Source organism: Sneathiella litorea (genome assembly GCF_009882915.1).
Classification (GTDB): Bacteria; Pseudomonadota; Alphaproteobacteria; order Sneathiellales; family Sneathiellaceae; genus Sneathiella; species Sneathiella litorea.
Genome location: NZ_WTUW01000001.1, coordinates 787,585 through 804,194 on the forward strand (window position 1 = coordinate 787,585; position 16,610 = coordinate 804,194).

The following is a 16,610-nucleotide window of genomic DNA, read 5'->3' on the forward strand; positions in this document are numbered from 1 at the left end:
ATTCCGCTCCTATTACGGTCAGGGCACACCAAACCTAAAGCCGCCAGGCAGAATGCAGGGCCGCAATGCCGCCGGAAAGACGGCGGTACTTGACCTGCCCGAAGCCCGCCTCGCCCAGCATATCGGCGAAACGGTCGGCATCCGGAAACTGACGGATACTTTCAACCAAATACTGATAGGACGCCTTGTCCTTTGCCACAATGCCACCGATTTCCGGGAGCAGCTTGAAGGAATAGAAATCATAAAATTCTTTCAAGACCGGCGCCTCCACCTTGCTGAACTCCAGACACATGAACCGCCCGCCGGGTTTCAGCACGCGACGGGCCTCCCTCAGCGCCTTCGGGATATCCGTCACATTGCGAATACCGAAGGCAATGGTATAGGCATCAACCGTTTTATCTTCAAGCGGGAGCGTCTGCGCATCACCATTCACCCAGTCAAGACCGGCAAGGCGGCCCTGGTCGATCGCCCGGTCCTGCCCGACACTTAACATGGCGTGATTGATGTCGAGCACCGTGACCCGGCCGTCGCTTTCCACTGCGTCCATGAAACGAAAGGCAATATCACCGGTGCCGCCCGCCACATCGAGAAGATGCTGCCCTTTTCGCGGCATCAACCAATCGATCATCGCTGATTTCCACAGCCGGTGGATTCCGCCACTCATCAGGTCATTCATCACGTCGTAATTTTCAGCAACGCTATCAAAAACGCCGCGCACAAGTCCGGCTTTCGCGTCCCTGGGAACTTCGCGAAACCCGAAATGGGTGCTATCCGATGAATTGTCCGAATCTGCCATCGCACTTTCCGTCTGTTGGCTGAATAGATCGCCCTGTTTGGTCGAAATAAGAGCATAGCGCAAGGCATAAAATAAGGCTACTGTCCCGCCATGCCAGAATTACCTGAAGTCGAAACAGTCTGCCGCGGCCTTGAACAGGCCTTGATCGGCGATCAGTTCACAACCGTCACGCTGCGGCGCGAGAATTTGCGCTTTCCCTTCGCCAACGGTTTCGCCGAGACCCTGACCGGCCGAAGAATTGAGGCCATTCGCCGACGTGCGAAATATATCCTGATGTCGCTGGAGGGCGGGGATGTGATGATCGGCCATCTTGGCATGTCCGGCAGCTTTCGGATTGAACCGGAGCCGGACCCCCGCAGCGTCTTTGACAAGCATGATCATGTGATTTTCGAAACCCGCCGCGGTCTTCGGGTGCGCTATCATGATCCGCGCCGGTTCGGCTTTATGTTATTGACACGAACCGAATTGCTGGACACCCATCCGCAGCTCGCCGGCATCGGGCCGGAACCGCTTGGTAACGAATTCAGCGGCCCCGTCCTTGCTGAACGGCTGGCGGGCCGGAAAACACCCATAAAGATTGCCTTGCTGGATCAACGCATCGTCGCCGGCGTTGGTAATATATACGCCTGCGAGGCTCTGTACCGAAGCGGCATCTCGCCAAAACGCCTCGCCCAGAATGTAAAGGGGAAACGGGCCGATTTGCTTGCTGTCGCCATTCGCACCGTGCTGGAGGAAGCGATACAGTCCGGCGGATCGACCCTTCGCGATTACAGCAATACAGATGGGGAACTCGGTTATTTCCAGCATCGATTCCACGTTTATGACAAGGAAGGGACCCCTTGTCCGACACAAGGATGCGGCGAAATAATCAAAAGAATCACACAATCCGGCCGTTCCACCTTTTACTGTCCGAATTGCCAACGCTAGGGTCCCGATACTAGGCTGGACAAAGCACTTTTCTTGGAGATAATGGGCGCAAATTACGTAATGAAACCAATAACAGGATATTCCCATGGCCTATAATAATATTGTCACTGATACGAAGGGCGCCGTTGGCATTATTCGCCTTGATCGGCCGAAAGCGCTTAATGCTCTCTGTGCGGAACTTTTCGTGGAACTGGCCGACGCCCTCGATAAGTTCGAGGCTGACGAGAATATCGGCGCCGTTGTTCTGACCGGCTCGGAGAAGGCTTTCGCCGCAGGTGCAGACATCCTGGAAATGCAGCCAAAAACCTATATGGATGTCTATAAGAACAATTTCCTGACCAATGATGCGGAAAGGCTCTCCACGTTCCGCAAACCCGTGATCGCGGCGGTGGCGGGGTACGCGCTGGGCGGCGGATGCGAGGTTGCCATGATGTGCGACTTTATCCTTGCTGCCGACAATGCGCAGTTCGGGCAGCCGGAAATCAAGCTTGGCACCATTCCGGGCCTCGGCGGCACCCAGCGCCTGACCCGTGCCGTCGGTAAGTCAAAGGCCATGGAAATGTGCCTGACCGGGCGGATGATGGGAGCCGAGGAAGCTGAGCGGGCCGGATTGGTCAGCCGGATTGTCCCGGTTGATGATTTGATGGATGAGGCCATCAAGGTGGCAGGTGAAATCGCCAAACTCTCCCAGCCCATCGTCATGATGTGCAAGGAAAGCGTCAACAAGTCCTATGAGACCACCTTACGGGAAGGAATCATGTTCGAGCGGCGGGTTTTCCATTCGACATTTTCGACCGAAGACCAGAAGGAAGGGATGTCCGCCTTCGCCGAAAAACGCACACCGGAGTTCAAAAACCGCTAAAAATACCACATTTCGCGGAAAATGGCCGGTAGCAGATGGCTGATTAGGTGGAAAATTGCGATTTCCCGCCAATATTATCCAATCTTCTGTTGACGGCGTATTTTCCGCTGGTTATAACCCGGCTTCCGAATTTCGAAGCTAAAAGACAGGATTGTCATGGCGCATCATAAATCTGCATTGAAACGCATCCGGCAGACAGACGTCCGGACCGAACGTAACCGGGCACGCCGCAGCCGCATTCGCACCTATGTGAAAAAGGTGGAACTGGCTGTAACAGAAGGCGATCAGACGAAAGCCAACGAGGCGCTTCGCGCGGCTCAGTCTGAACTTACCCGTGGCGTGGTAAAAGGTCTGTACAAGAAAAATACAGCCTCCCGCAAGATTTCACGTCTGAATGCGAAGGTTAGATCCCTCTCCGCATAAGACTAGAATCGAATCAGAATCAAGCCGCGACCCGGAAACGGATCGCGGCTTTTTCTATGCCCAATTGCGCTTTATAGGCGTGGCTTGCGAAGTGATTTCTCGCGCCTTTTTTACCAGTTAACATCGATGCTATGGAACCGCTCACAACATCTTGTAGGTCAAGAAAATGTTCGGTCAATTCGAAAAATAAATTTCGATAATCCCGCCTCCCGTCCCTTGCAAGGGGGGTGTGGATAAGTTTACTCTCCGCGGTCTTAACGGAGCACTCCCAATCCTTAAATCACATAGTTGAAGTGGTGGTGAAGGGGCGAATTAACGCCAGGGAATTGCTGTATTCAGTTGCGTATTAGTTTTATAAAATTCAATTTTGCGAATTAGTTTGGGCGGCTCTCGGGGGAGGAACGCCAGAGAATCTTTGTCGGTAATGTCGAGAAGTTTCTGGGCATTATTCCGCACCTATTAGAACGTAAGGAAATATCTAGATGACGAATGGGGGAATTTCCGGCACCAACGCAACCTATGCCGGTGATATGACTGTCCAGGAAACATGGGATTTACTGGCAAGCGACCCGGAAGCGGTCCTGATTGATGTCAGAACAACAGCGGAATGGGCCTATGTAGGTCTGCCGGATCTCTCTTCACTCAACAAGTCCGTTCAACCGATTTCGTGGGTCCAGTTTCCTGATATGTCGAAAAATGAAAACTTCATTGAGGAAATCTCTACCCTGCAGCCAAACAAGGCCGCCCCCATGATCTTTCTCTGCCGTTCGGGCGTACGTTCCATCGCCGCGGCAGAAGCGGCCACACAGGCAGGCTACAGCCGGGCGTATAATGTACTGGAAGGTTTTGAGGGCGCACCTGACCAGAATAGCCACCGGGGGAAAATTGGCGGTTGGAAAGCTGCGGGTCTGAATTGGAAACAAAGTTGATGACTGATGAGACGGAATCCAGGACTTCCAATACCGCCGCAATAGCGAATTGGAAGCAGATCAGGGGAAAACTTCGCAGCGAATATGGCGATGCGACGTTTAATTCCTGGCTTAAAAATATCGAGTTTGAGAAGATCGATGGCGCGAAGGTCTCAATGACGCTGCCAACGCGTTTCTTGCGGGACTGGGTTCTCAACAATTACGCCAATCGCATCCGGCAGTTTTGGAATGCGGAAGACGAGACAATCACGACTGTCGATTTCCAGGTAAAGCCGCTAGACAAGAAGAATGGCGGGTCCCATAAAACGACCCTCGGCCTCGCCGAAGCGACCACAGCTTTCAAGGGGCAGTCCGCAGCCATTGCCACGACAGCCAGCCACGACCCGTCCCTGATGGCTCCGCTTGATCCGCGCTTTACCTTTGACAATTTTGTTGTTGGTAAGTCGAACGAGCTAGCCCATGCGGCCGCCCGCCGGGTGGCCGAGGCAAAGGATTCCGTCCCCTTTAATCCGCTTTATCTTTATGGCGGAGTCGGACTTGGCAAGACCCATCTGATGCACGCCATCGGCCATGCCCTTGCCGCCAACAGCCCGGAAAAGAAAGTTCTCTATCTTTCCGCGGAAAAATTCATGTATCGTTTTATCCGGGCGCTTCGCTTTAAGGATACGATGAACTTCAAGGACCAGTTCCGCTCCGTCGATGTGTTGATGATCGACGATGTGCAGTTCATTGCCGGTAAGGACAGTACACAGGAGGAATTTTTCCATACCTTCAATGCGCTGGTTGACCAGAACCACCAGATAATCATCTCCGGCGACCGATCCCCGACCGACCTTGAGGGAATGGAGGAACGGATGCGCTCCCGCCTCGGCTGGGGCCTGGTAGCCGATATCCACCCAACCGATTACGAACTTCGTCTCGGTATCCTGCAATCAAAGGTAGAGCAGGGGAAAATCGAAATTGAGCCGCGCATTCTGGAATTCCTCGCCCATCGCATCACGTCCAACGTCCGGGAACTAGAAGGGGCGCTGAACCGTGTGCTCGCCTATTCTGATCTTGTCGGCCGCGCCGTCACCCTGGAAAGCACCCAGGAAGTGCTGCGTGATCTTCTGCGTGCCAATGATCGGCGGATCACAATCGAGGAAATTCAGAAAAAAGTGGCGGAGCATTTCAATATCCGCATGTCGGACATGCATTCCGCCCGTCGCGCCCGTGCCGTAGCTCGCCCGCGTCAGGTGGCGATGTATCTCGCCAAGCACCTCACGTCCCGGTCTTTGCCGGAAATCGGCCGGAAATTCGGCGGCCGTGATCATACAACCGTCATGCACGCCCTCAAAAAAATCGATGAATTGAGACAGGAGGATATGGTCCTGTCGGAGGATATTGATTTGTTGATGCGGATGCTGGAATAGAGGGAACCCGAACCCCGGTACCATCAGAACAGAATTGACGACCCGTTGCCAAAATGGACATGCAAATTGCTCTATCGCACCGCCTGTTGTATAGGCCTGTGAAGCTTTTAGCCCCCGATAACAGGATAAGAATAGCGGGTTTCTGTCATGGATCAAACTCATCAGGAGAGCGCGGTAAGTTGGCGCGAAATCCTTAACCGGGACTATGGTTCAGCGCTGGCGCTTGTCTGTCTTGGCATCTGGCTGCACGCGGCGGACAGTCTGCTGGTTGCGACCATGGTACCACAGATTGTCGCGGATATTGGCGGGGCAGAACTGATTGCCTGGACAGTGGCGCTTTATGGCATTGGATCCATCGTTGCCGGCGCTTCCAGTGGCCTTTTGACCCTGCACTACGGCCTGCGCGGGCCGATGACGCTGGCAGCCTTGCTGTTCGCGCTGGGCTGCGCGGTCAGTGCACTGGCACCGGAAATGGGGGTGGTGCTGGTCGGTCGTTTGTTTCAGGGGCTCGGCGGTGGCGGCCTGATGGCGATGGCCTTTGTTTCCGTAAGCACCCTGTTTCCCCGACGGCTTACCGCGCGCGCAATGGGGGCGATCAGCACTTTATGGGGCGTTTCCGCTTTTATAGGTCCCCTTGTAGGGGGGCTTTTCGTGGAATATGGTACCTGGCAGGGCGGCTTTTGGTTTTTCGCCGTCCAAGCGGTCCTGATGGCGATCTGGATCCAGTTTACCCTACGCAGGGTGAAAAAGCCGGAGGAAGAGAGGCGCATCCGCTTTCCCCTCTGGCGGCTTACCTGGCTTTCGCTTGGCGTTTTTCTGGTTGCTTATGGCGGGATCGAGGTTTCCATCCTGCAAACCAGCCTGTTTGTGACCTTTGGCGTCATGGCGCTGTGTATTTTTCTGTTTCTAGATGGCAAGAAGAAGGAGAACCGACTTCTTCCCCACAGACCTTTAAATTTGGCGACACCACTCGGCGCAGCGCTGGTGCTGGTTCTCGCCTTCTCGACAACGACGATCGCCATCACAGTCTATGGCCCCTATCTAATCACGGTCATTCATCACGAACCGCCCATCGTCGGCGGATATGTCATGGCCTGCCTGTCTATCGGCTGGTCAATTGCTGCTTTCCTGGTCTCAGGCATTGCAGAAAAACATGACACCAGAATGATAATAGCCGGGATGTCGGTCATCACGGCCAGCCTGCTTGGCTATGCCTACAGCCTGCCCAACGGGCCGGTATGGCTGATCGGTATTTTCGCCGCCTTGCAGGGCAGTGGTTTCGGGCTGGCCTGGACCTTCATTTTGCGCCGCGCCCTGAAGCTTGCGCCAACGGACGAGTATGAACGGATCGCCAGCGCCATTCCGACGCTCCAGCGGGTTGGATTTGCCCTGGGAGCGGCCTATGCGGGCATTCTTGCCAATGCCGCCGGCCTGTCGGAACAGGCAGACATGCCGGTTTTCATTTTCGTTGCCTGGCTGTTGCCACTGGCCAGCCTGCCGGCCGCCGCGATCGGGCTTGTGGCGACCTACCGGTTCACCCGCCCGCTACGGGATGTTACAACCTCCTGATTTTGCAGGTAATTTCCGGCTGTGTTTTGGCTCGCCCCAATTGGTGAAAACCCTAGGTTTCCCAGGCTCATTCTGTTATAGTAGCGCCTGTTCTCCCGTACCGGTCCGAAATTGGATTCAAGGTTATGAATCAAATTCTTAGGTAGCTGGCGGATTTGCTGGTTCAAGGGAGAATTATATTGAAGTCGCCGGCCTTTATCGGGCATAATGGCAGCCCATTTTGAGTAACCTATTTGAAGCCTGATTGAGCCCATGAAACTGACAATAGAACGCACCGCTTTGCTGACGTCCTTGAGCCATGTGCAAAGCGTTGTCGAACGCCGCAACACAATCCCGATCCTGGCCAATATCCTGATGGAAGCGCGGGATGGGTTTCTCGGCCTGACGGCAACAGATCTTGATATCGCGATCAATGAAAAGGTCGCGGCGAATATCGAAACCGAAGGGGCCACGACCATCCCGGCCCATCTTCTCTATGACATCATCCGCAAACTGCCCGAAGGCAGCCAGGTGGAGCTTGATTACAAAAGCGCGGAAGAACGGATCTACGTGCGCAGCGGCCAGTCGAAATTCGCTCTTGCCTGCCTTCCGCAGGATGATTTCCCGATTATGGAAACCAATCAGCTCCCACATAATTTTGTTCTGTCGGCGAGCATTCTCAAACGGTTGATCGACAAGACCCGCTTTGCGATCTCGACGGAAGAGACCCGCTATTACCTGAACGGAATTTACCTGCATACCGCGGAAACAGATGGCGTTCCAATGCTCCGTGCCGTGGCAACCGATGGTCATCGCCTGGCCCGTGTTGAAACGCCAATCCCGACGGATGCCGAAGGGATACCGGGTGTGATTGTACCGCGCAAGGCCGTGAGCGAGATCCTCCGGCTGATTGACGAGCGGGATGAGCCGGTTTCGATTTCCCTCTCAGACACTAAAATCTGCTTTTCCTTTGGCGAAACGGTTCTGACATCGAAGCTGATTGACGGCACCTTCCCCGATTATGAACGGGTGATCCCGGCGGGGAATGACAAGGTACTGGAACTGGATGGGAAAACTTTCGCCCAGGCTGTTGACCGTGTTTCCACGGTTGCGACCGAAAAAACCCGGGCGATCAAATTGTCGCTCAGCACTGATCTGATCACCCTTTCCGCAACAGGGGCAGACGCGGGCAGCGCCTCGGAAGAGGTGGCCGCGGCCTATGGATCGGAAGGTATGGAAATCGGCTTCAACTCGAAATATCTGCTTGATATTACCGGACAGATTGACGGCGAGAATGCCCGCTTCCTGTTTGCCGACGCTGGCTCACCCACCATCGTCCGGGACAGCGCCGACGAAGGGGCGCTCTATGTCCTGATGCCGATGCGGGTATAACTTGGCAACCGTTACAGTGCCGTGGCTTACCATGTTCGGACGATGGGTGTCGCCATAGAGGAGCCATTTGTGTCCGCCTATGCTATTACGCGCCTGATTTTGACAAATTTTCGCAATTATACGTATTTGAAGGTTGAAGCAGATAGTCGCCCCGTTGTTCTGACGGGTGCCAATGGCAGCGGAAAAACCAATCTTCTGGAGGCAATCTCCTTTCTTAACCCGGGGCGGGGATTGCGCCGGGCGAAGTTGGCGGATGCGGCTAACACGAAAGGGAGCGGTGGTTGGGCTGTGGCCGCGGATGTCTCGACAGATGACGGCGAAACCACGCTTGGAACTGGCCTGATCAGCGTACCCGGAACTGTGGAAAATAAGGAGACGGGGGAGCGCCGATCGGTTAAAATAGACGGGCAGAATGTGAACGGGTCGTCCGCCCTTGCGGACTATCTAAAGGTCAGCTGGCTGACCCCGCAGATGGATCGCCTGTTTCAGGAAGGTGCCGTTGGCAGACGGCGGTTTCTTGACCGGCTCACATTTGGCTTCGATCCGGCCCACAGCAAGCGGATGACGGCCTTTGAGAAGGTCATGCGGGATCGCAATCGGCTCCTGAAGGAAGGTCGTTATGACAGACATTGGCTGGCATCACTGGAACGGTCACTGGCGGAAACCGGTACAGCTATCGCAGCGGCGCGGCGGGAAACGGCGGCGCGGTTGAACAGCTCCATGGAAGCGGCAGCGCTGGGTCCCGGAGCCGGCGCCTTTCCAAAGGCCGAGGTGAGTGTCGAGGGTCTGTTGGAAGGTTGGCTTGAGGAAATGAGCGCGCTGGCGGTGGAAGATAAATACCGCAGCGAGTTGGAGGCGTCACGGCGCCAGGATGCCATGGCGGGTAGTACCACCCTCGGCCCGCACCGGAGCGATCTTGGCGTGCTGCACAAGGACAAGGGCATGCCTGCGGGGCTCTGCTCAACCGGGGAGCAGAAGGCGTTGCTGATTTCGATCATCCTCGGTGATGCGCGCCTTCAAACCGGAATGCAGGGTCAGGCACCAGTCCTGTTGCTTGATGAGATAACGGCGCATCTCGACCAGAAACGGCGCGCAGCGCTGTTCGACGAGATTGAGGATATGAAGACCCAGGCCTGGATGACAGGTACCGATTACGCCCTGTTTTCCGAACTTGGAAACCGGGCGCAGTTTTTAACAGTCGACAATGGCACCATTTGCCGGACGGCTGTTAGCTAGAAGGAAAGACGACGTAATGAGTAAGACAGAAGGTCCAATGGAAGCTGAGGAATATGGCGCGGAGTCGATCAAGGTCCTGAAGGGTCTTGATGCGGTGCGCAAGCGTCCGGGCATGTATATCGGCGATACAGATGATGGCTCGGGTCTGCATCATATGGTCTATGAGGTTGTGGACAACGCCATCGATGAGGCGCTGGCCGGTCATTGCGACCTGATCTATGTTGCGCTCAATCCCGACGGGTCGGTCACCGTGCGCGATAACGGGCGAGGTATTCCCGTGGACATGCATGAGGAAGGAGTCTCCGCCGCCGAGGTGATTATGACACAGCTTCATGCGGGCGGTAAGTTTGACCAGAATTCCTATAAGGTCTCCGGTGGCCTGCATGGTGTTGGCGTCTCCGTTGTGAATGCGCTTTCCACCCGGCTTGATATGACGATTTGGCGCAACAGCAAGGAACATCGCCTCAGTTTCGAGCATGGGGAACCAGTTGGCGCTCTTGAAATCATTGGTGATGCCGTGGGCAAGAGCGGGACAGAAATCACCTTCATCCCATCGCCCGAAACCTTTACCAATATCAAGTTTGAATTCTCGACGCTGGAACATCGCCTGCGGGAGCTCGCCTTCCTCAACTCCGGCGTTTACATTCAAATCAATGACTTACGCTCTGCTGAACCCGTAACGGTCGATCTGCATTATGAGGGCGGCATTTCCGCTTTCGTGAAATATCTCGACCGGTCGAAAAATCCGATGATCACGGAAACCATCGATCTTGTAGGGGAAAAGGACGGGGTGACGGTTGAGGCGTCGCTGGAGTGGAACGACAGCTATCATGAAAATGTGCTCTGCTTCACCAACAATATTCCGCAACGCGACGGCGGCACCCATCTCGCCGGTTTCCGCGCCGCGCTGACCCGTGCCATAAACCAGTATGCGGCGTCGAGTGGAATCGCCAAGAAGGAAAAGGCGACAATCACCGGCGATGACGCGCGCGAGGGGCTGACCTGCGTCGTCTCGGTCAAGGTGCCAGACCCGAAATTCTCGTCGCAAACCAAGGACAAACTGGTCTCCAGTGAAGTGCGACCGATCGTTGAAAGTTCGGTCTATGACGCGCTCAGCCAGTGGTTCGAGGAGCATCCGAATGATGCAAAAATAGTCATTTCAAAGGTGATCGAGGCCGCTGCAGCGCGTGAAGCCGCCCGCAAAGCGCGCGAGCTGACCCGCCGCAAGGGCGCGCTGGATATTTCCAGCCTGCCCGGAAAACTGGCCGATTGCCAATCGAAAGACCCGGCGATTTCAGAACTTTTCCTCGTCGAGGGTGACAGTGCTGGCGGATCCGCTAAACAAGGGCGGGATCGCCATAATCAGGCCGTCCTGCCCCTTCGCGGTAAAATCCTCAATGTCGAGCGGGCGCGGTTTGACCGCATGCTCTCCTCAAATGAAATCGGCACCATGATCACTGCGCTTGGCACCGGTATCGGGCCGGAAGAATTCGATATCGAGAAGGCACGCTATCACAAGATTATCATCATGACCGACGCCGACGTGGACGGATCCCATATCCGCACGCTTCTGCTCACCTTCTTTTACCGGCAAATGCCGGAACTGGTCGAAAAAGGCTATCTCTATATCGCCCAGCCACCGCTTTACAAGGTGACCAAGGGTAAATCCTCCGTTTACCTCAAGGACCAGCAGGCGATGGATGATTACCTGATTGACCAGGGTATGGAAGAGGTCGTGCTGGAGCTTGCCTCCGGCGAACAACGCAGCGGCGAGGACCTGAGGGCCTTGGTTGCCCGCGCTCGTCAAGCCCGAAATCTCATTGAGGCCATTGCCAGACTCCAGAACCGTGCTGTAGTTGAGCAGGTTGCCATTGCCGGGGCACTGAATGACGAAGTGTTGAGTGATCCTGTCCGTGGGCCGGAAGCGGCCAAGTTTGTCGCCGAAAGGCTGGATGGGATTTCCTCGGAGACAGAGCGTGGCTGGACCGGCGAGGTTTTACCAGATTTCAGCCTCAAGTTCAGTCGTGAAGTCCGTGGCGTGACAGAAGTTCAGATGGTGGACAACAATCTCATCCATTCGGCCGAAGCACGCCAGCTTGACCTTATGAAGGAAGAGCTTCACACAATATACGCTCAACCCTCAGTATTTATTCATAAGGATAAGCGACAGGTGATCTATTCACCGCTCGAATTAATGGAGTCCGTCACTAATCTTGGCAAACGCGGGCTGGCTATCCAACGCTATAAAGGACTGGGCGAGATGAACCCGGAACAGCTTTGGGAAACCACCCTGGATCACGAGGCACGGACCCTGTTACAGGTCCGGATCAATCACGGGGATGAGGCGGATGAAGTCTTCTCCACACTGATGGGTGATGTGGTGGAGCCACGACGCAACTTTATCCAGGATAATGCCCTGAAAGTCAGCTTTCTGGATACCTGATGAAGACAAATGCGGTTTAAAATCGCAATTTTGCCTTATATGTGAGTGATAAAGCACCCTTTGGTCAGCATTTTGAGTAATGCAAAGTAACGATTGAGTTCGATTATGAAGAAGGCATCCAAGGGACCCGGCAAGCGAAAACCGACCAGCAGGCCGGGATCAAAGGCTTATCCGCAGCGTCCGAAGTCTGCGCAAAAAGCGAAGGCTTCGAAGGGCACCACCTCAAGGCGCAGCCCGAAAAAGACGACGGGTGCGCGCCGCCGCAAGGCAGCGCAAAAGCCCGGCATATGGGCTCCTGTCCTTAACTGGGGCGGCGCGGCGGCGCTCTGGATACTTCTGATCGGTGGCCTTTTCATTGGCTACTTTGCCTATACACTCCCTGATATTTCGGGCATTGGCGTGATCGAGAAACGCCCGTCGATGGTACTGCAAACGCGCGATAAAATCCGTTATTCCACTTATGGCGACCTCTATGGCGACATGCTCCCCATCGAGGCAATCCCGAATAATATAAAGCAGGCGGTGCTTGCAACCGAGGACAGCCACTTCTATAGCCATTTTGGTCTCAATCCCATCAGCCTCGTCCGCGCCGCCTGGCGCAATTACGAGGCCGGTCGCGTCGTTCAGGGGGGCAGCACCATCACGCAACAGCTTGCGAAAAACCTGTTCCTGACGCCGGAGCGTACCCTTGGGCGGAAAATCCGCGAGACCCTTCTCGCATTTTGGCTGGAGACGGAATACACGAAGGATGAAATCCTCGCGCTTTATCTCAACCGCATGTATTTTGGCTCCGGCACCTACGGCATTGATGCCGCATCAAAGAAGTATTTTTCACATCCTGCAACGGAGCTGACGACCGCCGAGGCGGCGATGCTGGCGGGCCTTCTCAAGGCGCCGACATATTACGCGCCAACCCGCAATCTGGAGCGCGCACAAGACAGGGCCAGCGTTGTCCTTGCCCGAATGGAGGACGAAGACTATCTCACCCCAGAAGAGGCCGAGAAACTCCGTGCCAACCCGGCGGTTCTGAACAATGCAAGCCAGGATTTCCGCAATGTCCGCTATTTTTCGGACTGGGTGGTCAGCGAGGTCCAGTCTTATATCGGCCGCACCGAGAAGGACCTTGTGATTACCACGACGCTCGACCTTGCTATGCAGGGCGATGCGGAACGCGCCATCGAGGCGCGACTTAAAGCCGAAGGCAAGAAAATGGCCGTAAAACAGGGCGCGTTTGTCGCCATGTCAACCGACGGCGCCGTTCATGCCATGGTCGGCGGTCGGACCTACGCGGATTCTGTCTATAACCGGGCAACGGTCGCCCGGCGCCAGCCCGGTTCTGTCTTCAAGACCATTGTCTATGCGGCGGCGTTCGAGAATGGTCTTTCGCCGGACGATATATTCAATGACGGCCCGATCAATATCGATGGCTGGACACCTAATAACTATACCAAGCGTTATAACGGCGATATGAGCCTGCGCGAGGCCTATGCCCGTTCGATCAACACTGTTGCCGTCAAAGTGACAGAGCGGGTCGGCCGGGACAAAGTGGCAAACATGGCAAAAAACCTCGGCCTTACCGGGAATTTCCCGCTGCATCCGTCAATCTCTCTCGGTACCAATGAAGTCTCCCTGCTGGAGATAACCGCCGCCAATGCCGTAATCGCGAATGGCGGGACGGCCGTCCTGCCGTATGGCGTTCTAGAGATCCGCGAGAAGAATGGGCCGGTCCTATACAAGAGACAAACTTCGGGGCAGGGGCGGATTATCAGCGCCGCCACGATCAACAAGATGCAGGATGTCATGAGCGCCACCATTCAGTGGGGCACCGGAAAGGCCGCAAACCCCGGCTTCGCCGCTGCCGGGAAAACCGGAACAACACAGGATTACCGCGACGCCTGGTTTATTGGCTTTACACCGGATCTTGTTGCCGGGGTCTGGTTCGGCAATGATGATGGTTCCGCCACCAAGCGGGTGAACGGGAGTAACCTGCCCGCCATTACCTGGAAGGACTTCATTACCCATTCGAAAACGACCCATGCGGTTGCCTTTAACCGGGTCGATGAAGGGGAAGGCTCCACAGACAGCCTTTGGGATAAGATCGTCAGCGCTTTTTCAAGCAAAAACGCCGGGAGCGCGAATGATAACGCGCCTGCGGGCAATTTGAACACGCCAGAAAAGCAGAACTCCTTCGACTATATGGATAAACAGCGCCAGCAGCCTTAAAGCCCCGCTCAGCTCTCGTCCCACATTTCTTCGGTCGATCCGCGCACTGTCAGAAGGTAGATGGCCACCGAACCGATCCCCATCAGGCCGATGGCGTAGACCATGGCGAACTGCGTTCCGTCATAGAAATAGGCAACAAGAAAGCCGAGAAACGCGGCAAATCCAAGCATCATAAAGCCCATCAGGGCAGAGGCGGAGCCCGCTTTTTCTGGAAATGGCGCCATGGCGCCCGCTTGCGATTGCGGAAGAACGACTCCCATGCCGACGGTATAGATAATCATTGGGCCGACGACCGCGGGAATGGTATTCAGCCCCGCCCAGCCCGCGGCAACCATGGAAATACCGCCAACGGCGCAGATGCCGGTGCCGACCCCGACGGAGGCGGAGAGCCCTTTCATCTGGGTCATCTTGGGACCGAGCAATGTCCCGCTCATATATCCGAGGACGACCATTCCGAAAAAATAGCCAAAATTGTCGGCGCGCACGCCCAACACCTCGATCAGGACGAGGGGAGAACCGGAAATAAAGGAGAAAAGACCGCCAAAGCAGAGACCGCCGGTCAGTGCATAGCCCAGAAATTCGCGATGCCGGATCAAACTCATATAGTTTCGGAGAATATGACTTGGGCGCAAGGCATTGGGATCTTTCGCCAGATGGGATTCATCTACCAGCATTATCGTAACCAGGGCGAGGATGAAAGCTGCCAGCCCGAGAACGAAAAACACCGACTGCCATCCATAAAAGGCAGCGATGTAACCGCCCAGCACCGGCGCGATAGCCGGCGCAAGTCCCATAATTGTTCCCATTCGGGATAGTTGCCGCGCCGCCTGCTCCCGCGCGAAAAGATCGCGGACCATGGCGCGCGGAACAACGATCGCGGCGCAGGCGCCAAGCGCCTGAAAAAACCGGGAGATTACCAGCTGGTCAATATTGACCGCAACGACACAGGCGAGGCTGGCCAGCAGATAGATCACCAGACCGACGACAATCACCGGCTTGCGGCCGAACCGGTCGGTCAACGGCCCGTACACCAACTGGCATCCGCCAATACCGAAGGTGAAAATACTGAGGGTAAGCTGCACTTCCGCGGCACTCGCGCTGAAATATTCGGCAAGCTGCGGAAAGGTCGGCAGGTACATATCCGTCGACAGCGGCCCGATTGCCACAGCAGCGGCGAGATAAAAGGTAAAGGGAACAGAAGACGGGGAGAGGCGTTTCATAGGCGGCTTTCGAGTGAGGACGCCATTGTCATACCCTCTCTGGCTGTTCAATGCCATATTTATGTAAATCCGCGCCGTTAATTTTCAGCCATTTCTTGGCCGCCTCAACGGACGGATGCATGTCTTGCACCAAGCTCCAGAAGGTGGAGGAATGGTTCATATGGCGCAGATGCGCGACCTCATGGGCAACGATATAGCTCATAACCTCTTCGGGCATCAGCAGGAGCCGCCAGGAGAAGTTAAGCCGGCCGGTTGATGAACAGCTCCCCCATCGCGACACCTGGTCGCGCAAGGTAATCCCGCTGTAGCGCACATCTATTTTCTGCGCGTAATCCGCAGCCCATACGCCTATTTCCGTCTTTGCCATCTTGCGGGTCCAGTCTTTCACCCGGCGCGGCAAATGTTCTTCCCGTCCGGCGACATAGATATGGCCGTCTTCCGCCCAGACAAGGCCCCGCTGATCCGGGACATGGGTAATCCGATGCGGCCTGCCCAAAAGTGGCATCATGGCGCCATCGCGGAACGGAATGGTTTCAGGTAGTTTATTGATATTACTGGCAATCCAGCCAATTTCCTGACGCAAAAAGGCAAGCCCCGCCGTGAGGGAAGCCCGTTTGGGCAACATCAGAACAACCCCGTGTCTTGGATCGATCCTGAGTTTAATTCGTGCTGCACGGGGAGATCGCCGGATATCAATGGAAATTTTGCGGCCTTGATGGGCGAGATAAGGCGGCGGACCCGCCACCAGCTTGAGAGTGTCTCCCTCAGCCAACGTCTTCATCCGGCCAGTCGACGATATGATCTTCAAGATCGCCTGCCCGGCGTTCCGAAATTGCCCGTCCACGAACGGATACACCAGCCTGGTGGACGGTTTCCGGGTCATTTGACACCAGCGGATGCCACCAGGGGAGTGGTTTGTTTTCAGATATTAACCGATAGGCGCAGGTTTTCGGCATCCAGCGCAGGTTCGGGATAATTTCCGGTGTCAGGGTGACACAATCGGGCACCAGCCGGGAGCGGTCTGAATATTGGGCGCATCGGCAGCTTCCCAAGTCAAGCAGGCGGCAAGCGACATCGGTATAGGACAGCTCGAGTGTGTCCGCATCTTCCAGCTTAAGGAGGCAGCACTTACCACAACCGTCGCAAAGGGATTCCCACTGCTCGGCTGTCATATCTTCAAGCGCGATCGTCTCCCAGAA

At 55.5% G+C, this 16,610-nt stretch carries 14 protein-coding genes; 10 read left to right on the forward strand and 4 right to left on the reverse strand.

Translation table 11 applies throughout. From position 1 onward, the window contains the following. Positions 1-34 precede the first annotated feature (34 nt). Entirely contained in the window at positions 35-796 is a 762-nt protein-coding gene (ubiE, locus tag GQE98_RS03770; protein ID WP_161314231.1) for a bifunctional demethylmenaquinone methyltransferase/2-methoxy-6-polyprenyl-1,4-benzoquinol methylase UbiE, read from the reverse strand. Between the two features lie 90 nt (positions 797-886). On the opposite strand from ubiE, the gene mutM reads away from it, so the two are divergent. The 10 genes from mutM (at position 887) to GQE98_RS03820 (ending at position 14,191) form a co-directional block, all read left to right on the forward strand. Then, complete coding sequence (mutM, locus tag GQE98_RS03775; protein WP_161314233.1) at positions 887-1,723, forward strand: bifunctional DNA-formamidopyrimidine glycosylase/DNA-(apurinic or apyrimidinic site) lyase; 837 nt, start codon at positions 887-889, stop codon at positions 1,721-1,723. 85 nt (positions 1,724-1,808) lie between these two features. Beyond that, the gene (locus tag GQE98_RS03780) at positions 1,809-2,585 is read left to right on the forward strand and encodes an enoyl-CoA hydratase (protein WP_161314235.1); all 777 of its coding nucleotides are present in this window, start codon (positions 1,809-1,811) and stop codon (positions 2,583-2,585) included. A gap of 156 nt (positions 2,586-2,741) precedes the next feature. After that, the gene (gene rpsT / locus GQE98_RS03785; protein WP_161314238.1) at positions 2,742-3,008 is read left to right on the forward strand and encodes a 30S ribosomal protein S20; all 267 of its coding nucleotides are present in this window, start codon (positions 2,742-2,744) and stop codon (positions 3,006-3,008) included. A gap of 482 nt (positions 3,009-3,490) precedes the next feature. Beyond that, a complete protein-coding gene (locus GQE98_RS03790) occupies positions 3,491-3,937 on the forward strand; it encodes a rhodanese-like domain-containing protein (RefSeq protein ID WP_161314239.1) in 447 nt (148 codons plus the stop codon). After that, complete coding sequence (gene dnaA / locus GQE98_RS03795; protein ID WP_161314241.1) at positions 3,937-5,349, forward strand: chromosomal replication initiator protein DnaA; 1,413 nt, start codon at positions 3,937-3,939, stop codon at positions 5,347-5,349. The genes GQE98_RS03790 and dnaA overlap by 1 nt, the downstream gene beginning before the upstream one ends. Positions 5,350-5,496: 147 nt before the next feature. Further along, the gene (locus GQE98_RS03800; RefSeq protein WP_161314243.1) at positions 5,497-6,918 is read left to right on the forward strand and encodes an MFS transporter; all 1,422 of its coding nucleotides are present in this window, start codon (positions 5,497-5,499) and stop codon (positions 6,916-6,918) included. Positions 6,919-7,170: 252 nt separating this feature from the next. Beyond that, positions 7,171-8,289 (forward strand): DNA polymerase III subunit beta, encoded by a 1,119-nt coding sequence (gene dnaN / locus GQE98_RS03805; protein ID WP_161314245.1) that lies wholly within the window; start codon positions 7,171-7,173, stop codon positions 8,287-8,289. Positions 8,290-8,331: 42 nt separating this feature from the next. Next, the gene (gene recF, locus GQE98_RS03810; protein ID WP_161314796.1) at positions 8,332-9,525 is read left to right on the forward strand and encodes a DNA replication/repair protein RecF; all 1,194 of its coding nucleotides are present in this window, start codon (positions 8,332-8,334) and stop codon (positions 9,523-9,525) included. Positions 9,526-9,541: 16 nt separating this feature from the next. After that, on the forward strand, positions 9,542-11,968 hold the full coding sequence (gene gyrB / locus GQE98_RS03815; RefSeq protein WP_161314247.1) for a DNA topoisomerase (ATP-hydrolyzing) subunit B: 2,427 nt from the start codon (positions 9,542-9,544) through the stop codon (positions 11,966-11,968). Between the two features lie 105 nt (positions 11,969-12,073). Then, positions 12,074-14,191 (forward strand): transglycosylase domain-containing protein, encoded by a 2,118-nt coding sequence (locus tag GQE98_RS03820; RefSeq protein WP_161314249.1) that lies wholly within the window; start codon positions 12,074-12,076, stop codon positions 14,189-14,191. Between the two features lie 8 nt (positions 14,192-14,199). Here the strand turns inward: GQE98_RS03820 and GQE98_RS03825 are convergent, their stop codons facing one another. Genes GQE98_RS03825 through GQE98_RS03835 form a run of 3 tightly spaced genes read right to left on the reverse strand, consistent with a single transcriptional unit; the run spans position 14,200 to position 16,583 of the window. Further along, positions 14,200-15,468, reverse strand: coding sequence for a multidrug effflux MFS transporter (locus tag GQE98_RS03825; RefSeq protein WP_161314251.1), 1,269 nt, complete (start codon positions 15,466-15,468; stop codon positions 14,200-14,202). After that, the gene (locus GQE98_RS03830; RefSeq protein ID WP_161314253.1) at positions 15,440-16,219 is read right to left on the reverse strand and encodes a M48 family metallopeptidase; all 780 of its coding nucleotides are present in this window, start codon (positions 16,217-16,219) and stop codon (positions 15,440-15,442) included. Before GQE98_RS03830 ends, GQE98_RS03825 begins: the two co-directional genes overlap by 29 nt. After that, a complete protein-coding gene (locus GQE98_RS03835; RefSeq protein WP_246157206.1) occupies positions 16,176-16,583 on the reverse strand; it encodes a YcgN family cysteine cluster protein in 408 nt (135 codons plus the stop codon). Before GQE98_RS03835 ends, GQE98_RS03830 begins: the two co-directional genes overlap by 44 nt. Positions 16,584-16,610: the final 27 nt, after the last annotated feature.

What these genes read in the sequence shown, in the direction of transcription:
- recF (WP_161314796.1), top strand. Translation starts at nt 8,332, where the DNA reads ATGGGTGTCGCCATAGAGGAGCCATTTGTGTCCGCCTATGCTATTACG.
- GQE98_RS03790 (WP_161314239.1), top strand. Translation starts at nt 3,491, where the DNA reads ATGACGAATGGGGGAATTTCCGGCACCAACGCAACCTATGCCGGTGAT.
- GQE98_RS03820 (WP_161314249.1), top strand. Translation starts at nt 12,074, where the DNA reads ATGAAGAAGGCATCCAAGGGACCCGGCAAGCGAAAACCGACCAGCAGG.
- GQE98_RS03825 (WP_161314251.1), bottom strand. Translation starts at nt 15,468, where the DNA reads ATGGCATTGAACAGCCAGAGAGGGTATGACAATGGCGTCCTCACTCGA.
- GQE98_RS03835 (WP_246157206.1), bottom strand. Translation starts at nt 16,583, where the DNA reads ATGACAGCCGAGCAGTGGGAATCCCTTTGCGACGGTTGTGGTAAGTGC.
- rpsT (WP_161314238.1), top strand. Translation starts at nt 2,742, where the DNA reads ATGGCGCATCATAAATCTGCATTGAAACGCATCCGGCAGACAGACGTC.
- dnaA (WP_161314241.1), top strand. Translation starts at nt 3,937, where the DNA reads ATGACTGATGAGACGGAATCCAGGACTTCCAATACCGCCGCAATAGCG.
- GQE98_RS03800 (WP_161314243.1), top strand. Translation starts at nt 5,497, where the DNA reads ATGGATCAAACTCATCAGGAGAGCGCGGTAAGTTGGCGCGAAATCCTT.
- GQE98_RS03780 (WP_161314235.1), top strand. Translation starts at nt 1,809, where the DNA reads ATGGCCTATAATAATATTGTCACTGATACGAAGGGCGCCGTTGGCATT.
- ubiE (WP_161314231.1), bottom strand. Translation starts at nt 796, where the DNA reads ATGGCAGATTCGGACAATTCATCGGATAGCACCCATTTCGGGTTTCGC.
- mutM (WP_161314233.1), top strand. Translation starts at nt 887, where the DNA reads ATGCCAGAATTACCTGAAGTCGAAACAGTCTGCCGCGGCCTTGAACAG.
- dnaN (WP_161314245.1), top strand. Translation starts at nt 7,171, where the DNA reads ATGAAACTGACAATAGAACGCACCGCTTTGCTGACGTCCTTGAGCCAT.
- gyrB (WP_161314247.1), top strand. Translation starts at nt 9,542, where the DNA reads ATGAGTAAGACAGAAGGTCCAATGGAAGCTGAGGAATATGGCGCGGAG.